Annotated in this window: 6 protein-coding genes; 1 reads left to right on the top strand and 5 read right to left on the bottom strand. The window is 42.2% G+C overall.

The genetic code is table 11. The features are described 5' to 3' along the window. Positions 1–24: 24 nt before the first annotated feature. Positions 25–1170 carry an MFS transporter gene (locus tag ACFN7Z_RS17520; protein ID WP_164836612.1) on the top strand — a complete coding sequence of 382 codons (1146 nt, stop codon included), beginning with the start codon at positions 25–27 and terminating at the stop codon, positions 1168–1170. Between the two features lie 43 nt (positions 1171–1213). On the opposite strand, the gene mnmE is transcribed toward ACFN7Z_RS17520, so the two are convergent. The 5 genes from mnmE to rpmH all read right to left on the bottom strand — a co-directional run bounded on the left by mnmE (position 1214) and on the right by rpmH (position 5327). Next, the gene (gene mnmE / locus ACFN7Z_RS17525) at positions 1214–2569 is read right to left on the bottom strand and encodes a tRNA uridine-5-carboxymethylaminomethyl(34) synthesis GTPase MnmE (RefSeq protein WP_126039086.1); all 1356 of its coding nucleotides are present in this window, start codon (positions 2567–2569) and stop codon (positions 1214–1216) included. Positions 2570–2670: 101 nt separating this feature from the next. After that, complete coding sequence (yidC, locus tag ACFN7Z_RS17530; protein ID WP_004697434.1) at positions 2671–4434, bottom strand: membrane protein insertase YidC; 1764 nt, start codon at positions 4432–4434, stop codon at positions 2671–2673. A 5-nt stretch (positions 4435–4439) separates the two neighbouring features. Continuing rightward, positions 4440–4760: a membrane protein insertion efficiency factor YidD gene (gene yidD, locus ACFN7Z_RS17535; protein WP_004977726.1), complete on the bottom strand. Its 321-nt coding sequence runs from the start codon at positions 4758–4760 to the stop codon at positions 4440–4442. Between the two features lie 9 nt (positions 4761–4769). Then, positions 4770–5159: a ribonuclease P protein component gene (gene rnpA / locus ACFN7Z_RS17540; protein WP_039890852.1), complete on the bottom strand. Its 390-nt coding sequence runs from the start codon at positions 5157–5159 to the stop codon at positions 4770–4772. Positions 5160–5192: 33 nt separating this feature from the next. Further along, positions 5193–5327 carry a 50S ribosomal protein L34 gene (gene rpmH, locus ACFN7Z_RS17545; protein WP_000831329.1) on the bottom strand — a complete coding sequence of 45 codons (135 nt, stop codon included), beginning with the start codon at positions 5325–5327 and terminating at the stop codon, positions 5193–5195. Positions 5328–6000: the final 673 nt, after the last annotated feature.

Genomic DNA, 6000 nt, shown 5'->3' on the forward strand with positions numbered 1-6000 from the left:
AGCACTTCTTGGCGTCCATTTTGTATGGTCAGCCTCGCCTTAATGATGGGAACGATGGGGACTGCCTTAGCCAGTCCACTTTACCCGCTGTATCAAGCCTTATGGCATCTGGTGCCGAGTCAGATCACCTATATTTTTGTGGCTTATATGTTTGGTTGTCTCGCTACTTTACTGTTTCTCGGCCGGACCAGTAATAGCATTGGCTATTTACGAACCTTACAAGTAGGGTTGGTGTTTATTAGCATCGGGTTGGTGATTTCCGCTTATGCTTCTGATGCTCTCATTTTATCTTTGGGGCGTTTTATTATTGGTATTGCATCTGGTTTGATGACCACTTCTGCCTTACTGGGACTGATGTATACCGTGCCCAAAAGCCATCAACAGATTGCGCCGCAGCTCAGTTCGATTATTACCGCAGTAGGCTTTGGCTTAGGCCCGCTGATTGGTGGCCTGATAGCTCAATTTTCAGAATATCCTTTGGTCAGTCCTTATCTACCCGTTATTCTTGGCGCTGTACTGTGTTTCTTTGGTTTATTTTGGGTTGAGTCTCCCACGTTTACCGCACAGCCTTTTAGTATTGCTCCGAAACTGCTCCGACCTGAAGGGCAATATCATCAGTTGTTTTTCATTGTTGGATTTACCGCATTTAGTGCCTTTGCCGCATTTAGCTTATTTGCATCCTTATCACCTTCATTTGTGCGGGATATTTTGCCGTGGCACGGCCCCCTCATTAGCGGTTCAGCTATTACCAGTATTTTAATTGTCTCGGCCGTGGTGCAGTATTTTGCCAGAAGTATTCCTGCTTATAAGTGCCTTAACTATGGCTTAATCACCTTGATTGCAAGCTTAGGCATTTTGGCGCTGTGTATGCTATTTCAACTGAGTGCATTTTTCTTTATCAGTGATTTTCTCGTTGGTGTCGGACATGGCCTGACCTTGATTGGTTCCTTTGGTCTCATTCATGCCATGACCACCTTAGAGAATCGTGCTGCAGTGATGTCGACTTATCTTTTTATTGGTTATTTAGGTACGATTGTGCCTATTGTAGCTGTGGGTTATCTGGCAGATCACTTTGGATTAAGCTTCGGGATCATTAGCTTTTGCATTGCCATCGCTTTATTGTGTGTTTATCTGTGGTTTGCGCATAAAAGCAGTATACGTCTGATTTAAAGATCAAAAGCCCTGTGATCAGGGCTTTTGATCTTTAGCAGTGTTATTTTCCAATACAGAACGATCCAAAAATTTTCCCAAGCAAATCATCCGCACTAAAATCCCCTGTAATTTCGCCGAGAGCATTTTGCGCCAAACGTAGCGACTCTGCGACCAACTCACCTGCGTTATACACCACCAATTGTTCACGCGCTTCAGCAAGGTAAAGCTGAGTGCGTTTCATTGCGTCTAAATGGCGTGTACGTGCAATAAAGGTATCTTCTTCTGGCTGGAAGCCTGCATGCGCTGTAATCGCTTCTATGAGCGCTTGAACGCCAGTTTCTTGCTTTGCCGAAACCATAATATGACGGAAGCCGTTAAAATCTTCGATATGCGATGTCGTTTCCATCAAATCACACTTATTGCCAATCAGCATTAAACGTTTCGGTTCAATATGCTCAGCAAAATATGCTTGCGCTAACTGAAGTGGGTCTTCGCCTTGGCTTAAGTCATAAACCAAGAGCAAGAGATCAGCTTGCTCAATTTCTTTAATAGCACGACGAATCCCTTCTTTTTCCACAATATCACCCGTTTCACGTAAACCCGCGGTATCGGTTAAGGTAATGGGTAAGCCATTCAGGGTAATTTTTTCATGTAAGACATCCCGCGTCGTACCTGCAATATCCGTCACAATGGCGCGTTCAATGCCTGCTAATGCATTGAGCAGTGATGACTTACCTGCATTCGGTTTTCCAGCAATCACCACTTGTAAACCTTCACGCAGCAACTGTCCTTGACGAGCCGATTGTTGCACTTGGTTCACAGCAGTTGTAACACCATCTAAAAGATTTAAAATTTTCCCGTCCGCAAGAAAATCAATTTCTTCTTCAGGAAAATCAATCGCAGCTTCCACATGCAAACGTAGATGAATCAATTGCTCCAACACATGATTCACTTTAGTTGAAAATGCGCCTTGTAATGAACGTACCGCAGAACGTGCAGCCGCTTGAGACGTGGCATCAATCAAGTCGGCAATCGCTTCAGCCTGTACCAAATCCAGTTTGCCATTTTCAAAAGCACGCATGGAAAACTCACCGGCTTTTGCTGCAATCGCACCGAGCTCCAACAAACGCCCCAGTAAAGCATTTTGAATGACAGGGCCACCATGACCTTGCAACTCAACCACATCTTCACCAGTAAACGAGTTCGGGTTCGGAAAACAAATCGCTAAGCCCTCATCCATCACCTCGCCAGACGCATCATAAAACTGGCGAAAACCAGCAAAACGGGCTTTCGGTAAATCTTTTTGGGTCAAGGCCTGTGCAATCTCATAAGACTTGGGACCAGATAGGCGAATGACCCCCACACCACCACGCCCAGGTGGTGTTGCAATGGCAGCAATCGTGGTTCGGTTGTACATAACATTCACCTAAAAAATCTTAAAAGTCACACAATGAAAAATCCGCCTAAGATTACCATCTTAAGCGGATTTATTCAGCTTTTCGCGAAAAGTTGCCTCGATTAACTCGACGCACTTTCCTTATTCAAGCGGTCTTTTTCAACAGATTTGTTGATCAAGGTCTGCTGAATAATCGTGATACTGTTGTTGACAATCCAGTACAACACGAGACCCGCAGGGAAGAACAACATAAAGACTGTGAAAACAATCGGCATGATTTTGAAAACTTTCGCTTGCATTGGATCAGCAGGTTGGGGGTTTAAAGACTGCTGAATGAACATCGTTGCGCCCATTAACAGCGGTAAAATAAACCACGGATCCATCGCTGACAAATCTTGAATCCAAAGTAACCATGGCGCATGACGAAGCTCAACAGACTCCATCAACACCCAGTACAACGCAAGGAAAATTGGCATTTGTAATAACAATGGCAAACAACCCGCAAGCGGATTGACTTGTTCACGTTTATATAGAGCCATCATTTCTTGAGAGAAGCGCATACGGTCTTCACCGAACTCTTCTTTCATACGCTGCATTTCAGGTGCAATGACACGCATTTTCGCCATTGAGCGATAGCTCTTAGACGACAATGGCCAAAGAATCAATTTCACCAAGACCGTTAACAAAATAATTGCCCAGCCCCAGTTGCCCACTAAACCGTGGAAGAACTCAAGACCCAAGAACAATAATTTCGCAATTGGCCATAACCAACCATAATCAACAGTTTGGTTTAACCCTGTTGCGAGCTCTTTTAACTCAGATTGAACTTTAGGACCTGAATAGAAGGTCGCGTCAATCTCAGCCACTGTACCAGCAGGCACAGTAATCGTCGGTGAAGTAAAACCAATGATATTCATATCATCCGTTGACTTACGCGACTCTAATTTTGCAACATAAGGTTGACCATTGGCTTGCGTCAATTTTAAGTCACCTGGAATCCAAGCACTCACAAAGTAGTGCTGAACCATAGCAACCCAGCCGCCTTTCGCTTCAACATTCAATTTTTCTTCATTGAAGTTAGCAAATTTAAGCTTGTTATAATGTTCTTCAGGCGAACCCCAAGCACCACCTAAGAAAGTGCCCAGCGTGAAAATACCTTGATCCGATTTGCCTGGATCATCAGAGTTGTCACGTTTGAGTTGACCAAACATTTGACCCTGCCAGTTTTGACCACTGCGGTTCACCACTTTATGGTTCACAACAACAGGATATTCACCTTGCTTGAAGGTAAAGGTTTTAATGATTTCCACACCATCAGCTGTTTTCAGTACCATCGGTACAGTTAACACTTTGATGCTTTTTCCATCTTCAGTTTGAACCGCTTTGGCATCATTCAATGTATAAGCAGATTTTTCAATCTCATACATTGGGCGACCGCTACGGTTACTGTCTGGACCATTAAGACCAATTAAACCAGACTGCGCCACATAAGTACGTTTTGCATCACTTTCAAGCATGACAAATGCTTCGTTACTGTCTTTGCTCTTGTCATGGTTTAACAATTCAATACGAACAATATCACCACCTTTAGGATTAATCCAAAGATGATAAAGGTCAGTTTGTACTGAAATAAGCTGTTGATTTACAGATGCTTTTGCTTCTGTAGCTGGTTGCTGAGTCGCGATATTTGCTTGTGGCATATCAGACGCTGCTGAAGCCGTTTGGGCATTTGGCAAATCTGCAGATACTTCATGTGAAACTGCTGCAGCCTGTTGTGGCTGTGGCTGAGTCTCAGCATGTCCATAATCTTTTTGCCAAGCCAAAATGAGCAAATAAGCGACAACAAACATGGCCCCGAGAATGGCAAACCTGGCCCATTGTTGCATATCGATTACCCCAAGTGGTTAGAGTGATTTTGGTTCAAGAAACAATCACGAAAGGGTACAGCAACCAGATGCTTTTGAGAATCTATTTGCTGAAAAGAGATAAAACGAATCCTTTTGTTTGGAACAGGGTCATACCCCGATCCACCCCAAGGATGACAACGGCAAATACGTTTAGTAGCCAACCACACACCACGCACAGCACCATGTGTATGGACTGCTTCCAATGAATATTGAGAACATGTAGGGATATAACGACAACGCGGTCCAAGTAAAGGACTAATCGCAATTTGATAAAATCGAATTAACCAATGCAGTAACCGGACCATTGGCCATCTCTACTTTTGCAGGGAGGGAGCTATTTTTTGATGCTTTTTGGCAAGACGTTGTAATTTTTGCCAAGCAAATTGTAATTGCTGGTGCAACTCTGCATTAGGCACTGTTTCTATCCCCATTTTAGGCATAACCACAATATCTAAAGTTAATTGCTGTTGATGCAAGCGAAAACTTTCGCGAGCCAAACGTTTTACTCTATTTCTTTCGTGTGCACGACGCACTTTCTTTTTAGCAACAACAATACCCAAACGACTTTGAGGTTGTTCGGTCAGTTTTGCTAGAAATAAGAAATGGGGCTGATGCACTTTAAAAAGCGCACCATCGAAGACACTCTTATAATCGGCAGCACAGCGAATACGAACCTCTGTGCTGAAGCCATAAAGTGTAGTCATAACACCCAAAATCGTTTAAGCGTTAACTATTGATTAAACAGTTAAGCTGTGACGACCTTTTGCACGACGACGAGCTAATACTTGGCGACCAGCTTTAGTAGCCATACGAGCACGGAAACCATGAACGCGCTTACGCTTTAATTCAGATGGTTGGAATGTACGTTTCATATCGAAACTCCAAAAATGATCATTCAATGAAGGTTCGCGAGTTTAGTGTTCATTGCTTGAGCTGTCAATGGAAAACCGATTTTCTTGTGAAATTAAGCCTTTTTATTTGTAACAGCAGCTTGAGCTTGCTCTTTTCTCGATAACATTTAAACAACTGCTCTTTTTTTCTTATACACAACCTAGATTATTGTTTATTAAAGTGATATAAGTTACCAACAAGATTACCCACACAATTATCCACAAGTCTTTAAATTCACTTGCTGTGCATGTTTTTAAATTTAAATTCATTTTGGATCTCCAGTTATCCCCAGAAAACAGGTCTCTTATAAATAAATTCAAATTTATAAATTTAAATTTATTACTATTAGGGTGGTCTTTTTCTGTGGAAATGACACTTTTTTAATTATAAAACAATAAAATATGGTGTGGATAAGATTGTTTTTATGAAATTAATAGTTTGTGGATAACTTTGTGCTATATTCTATCCACAGTTTGCGGATAAACTTATCCACACCAGTGTTTGAATTTAAATTTATTTTCATAAGCAGGCTTTTTGAGCAATATCTGCAGAATTTTCCATGACAGATGTGGATAACTTGGTTAGAATGGCGACCCGCTTCGGTGGGTACATAGTGTTTTTATTAATTATCGATGGAATGAATAGGGGTTTCAC

The sequence above is a fragment of the Acinetobacter sp. P1332 genome (genome assembly GCF_044057475.1).
GTDB classification, from domain to species: Bacteria; Pseudomonadota; Gammaproteobacteria; order Pseudomonadales; family Moraxellaceae; genus Acinetobacter; species Acinetobacter johnsonii.

What these genes read in the sequence shown, in the direction of transcription:
- ACFN7Z_RS17520 (WP_164836612.1), top strand. Translation starts at nt 25, where the DNA reads ATGGTCAGCCTCGCCTTAATGATGGGAACGATGGGGACTGCCTTAGCC.
- rnpA (WP_039890852.1), bottom strand. Translation starts at nt 5,159, where the DNA reads ATGACTACACTTTATGGCTTCAGCACAGAGGTTCGTATTCGCTGTGCT.
- yidD (WP_004977726.1), bottom strand. Translation starts at nt 4,760, where the DNA reads ATGGTCCGGTTACTGCATTGGTTAATTCGATTTTATCAAATTGCGATT.
- rpmH (WP_000831329.1), bottom strand. Translation starts at nt 5,327, where the DNA reads ATGAAACGTACATTCCAACCATCTGAATTAAAGCGTAAGCGCGTTCAT.
- mnmE (WP_126039086.1), bottom strand. Translation starts at nt 2,569, where the DNA reads ATGTACAACCGAACCACGATTGCTGCCATTGCAACACCACCTGGGCGT.
- yidC (WP_004697434.1), bottom strand. Translation starts at nt 4,434, where the DNA reads ATGCAACAATGGGCCAGGTTTGCCATTCTCGGGGCCATGTTTGTTGTC.